Annotated in this window: 3 protein-coding genes; 1 reads left to right on the plus strand and 2 read right to left on the minus strand. The window is 39.6% G+C overall.

The window, feature by feature from the left end; translation table 11 throughout:
* Together MVE01_RS10155 and MVE01_RS10160 are read right to left on the minus strand one after the other, a co-directional pair.
* Window positions 1-1233 (minus strand): FG-GAP repeat domain-containing protein (locus MVE01_RS10155; RefSeq protein ID WP_472562071.1); only part of this gene is annotated, 1233 nt, incomplete at its 3' end.
* A gap of 87 nt (window positions 1234-1320) precedes the next feature.
* The gene (locus tag MVE01_RS10160) at window positions 1321-1917 is read right to left on the minus strand and encodes a hypothetical protein (protein WP_472562072.1); all 597 of its coding nucleotides are present in this window, start codon (window positions 1915-1917) and stop codon (window positions 1321-1323) included.
* A gap of 235 nt (window positions 1918-2152) precedes the next feature.
* Between MVE01_RS10160 and MVE01_RS10165 the strand changes: the two genes are divergently transcribed.
* Window positions 2153-2236, plus strand: an 84-nt coding sequence (locus tag MVE01_RS10165) for a hypothetical protein (RefSeq protein ID WP_472562075.1), incomplete at its 3' end; no start/stop codon positions are given.

Here is a 2236-nt window from a genome sequence, read left to right on the forward strand (position 1 = left end):
CCAACCATTTACTACATAAATATCGGTAAGACCATCTCCATTCATATCTACAAATTTTAACCGACTTATATCTATAGCTGCACCTTGTGCATTACTCCCTACCCATGTTTTTAACCCATTTTTAGCACTAAATCCACCTTTTCCATTATTAAGGAATATCCTATCTTGTCCTGCTGTTCCCCAACCATTTACTACATAAATATCGGTAAGACCATCTCCATTCATATCTACAAATTTTAACCGACTTATATCTATAGCTGCACCTTGTGCATTACTCCCTACCCATGTTTTTAACCCATTTTTAGCAGCCAACCCAAAGGCACCCTTATCCCACTCAAATCTTAAGGTTCGTAAATCCCCCTCAGCCACATGCTCAGTAACACTAGCCACCTTAGAACGCTTAGAACCAGAAGCTTCATTTGTATACGCTACTTTATACCGTCTAACCTCCGTAGAACCTGTTTTTACTACAACCTCTTTGAGTCTTTGGTCTATAAGAAAAGGATACCCACCATGATACCCTTTCATCACATCTGCTCTAGTTTCATAGTTAAACTGGATTGTATTATCTGCATACGTCACTTTATTAAGTCGGTGAATACCTTTTGCATAATCTATAGTGTAATTGAAAGCTATTTGGTTATTGTAAGTATCTATGATTCTGTCTACTTTCCATAGCTTCATTGCTTTACCAGGCACTGTAAACTCATAGGTTGTTGCTGCTGCACCATAAATGTATCGTAATCCACTTTTTGTATAGACATCAAAATATCTAGGTCCTCCACCATAGCTTCCCCTCGATATGACTTTAGAATAGCTATCTATCTCTGTCCTATACTCGCTTCCATCTGCACCATATGCACCTTTGACAACGATGAGTCTTTGCCCATCTAGACAGAACCTATCATTAGCATCATACTTCACTCCAAACTTATGGTTGGCACCATCGACTGCTTTGGTCTGTGGACATCGTGTAATAGCTGAGACTCCTCCTATGTTCCAGCCTACACCCATATAGCCATTGCCACCATTAGAAGAGTAGTTCAGTGAGAGCTTGGGTTCCATCCCTGCTACACCTGGGGGTACATCTATCTTAAGGTTATAGTTGGCTGTTCCCTGGTTGACAGAGAACTCTCCTTTGGTTGTCCCTACAACAGCAGCACTAAGCTGTGTAGTTAAGAACAGTACTAAAAACAGTATGCTTGTATATAGTGATTTGAGTGAGTGGTTCATAGGTTTTCCCTTTTAAAATGATATGCATGGATGGGCAAGCATCCTTTATCTAAACACCGCAATATTCAGATAGAGAGTGCCTCTTTGTTAGTGATTAGAATTGGCGTCTTCATTCTCCATATCGACCTCTTCTTCATTTTCTGGGACAGACATCTCTGTCTGCTCTTCTTGGGATGACTCTTCCACAGGTGTTTCATCATCCATTGGCTCATTTGCTGACGCTTCCTGGGCTTCTTCTACTGCCTGCATCTCTTCAGCCAGTTTGGCATCTTGTTCTTCTACCATCGTATCAAGCTGCTCAAAAGCCACTGCAGCTTCTTCCATGGTCTCTTCATAGTTCTCTGGAGTGAGCGCATCATAGACAGCTTCTGTTTGTGTTTGCATCTGCTGTGGAGTAAGGTTTGGGACATCTGTCTCTTTGTCCATCTCCTCATCTTTCTGCATTTCTGGTTCTTTCACACTCTGCACAGAAGTATGGGCTGTATTCTTCATTGCAATGCTGCTATGTGGATGATCTATTTTTGGAACAATTGCTTTATCGGAGAGGTCTTCAACTGTTTTTTCCTGCTGTTTTTCTACAATTTTGGGAGGATTGAGCTCTTCTGTGTGCCACAATGCATAAAAAATATAAACAGTAAAAAGTCCTAAAATAGTAATAAAAAGTGGAAAGAAGTATGATTTCATATAGTATACCTTGTTATGATTTAGTTCCCCAACTACTAAACACAAGGCAATTTCGCGGTCTTACAGAGTAAAAGACCCAAAACTTTCCGCAATACACCTCACCGTGAATTTGGCTTTTTGCATTTGAAAAAATTATAGCTTAGGATTTATTAAAGTTTTCTAAAGTATTTTTCTTGCTTTTTCTCACAACTATGCTACAATGCCAAAAATTTCTATATATAAAAGAAAGTCATTCATGAAAAATCTGATCATAGTCGAATCACCGGCAAAAGCACGCACCATCACCAACTTCTTAGGCAAAGATTACAAAGTCATCGCC

Origin of the sequence: Sulfurovum sp. (assembly GCA_026990595.1) — a bacterium.
Classification (GTDB): domain Bacteria; phylum Campylobacterota; class Campylobacteria; order Campylobacterales; family Sulfurovaceae; genus Sulfurovum.

Excerpts from the sequence above, each read along its gene's own strand:
- MVE01_RS10160 (WP_472562072.1), bottom strand. The coding sequence starts at position 1,917 with ATGAAATCATACTTCTTTCCACTTTTTATTACTATTTTAGGACTTTTT.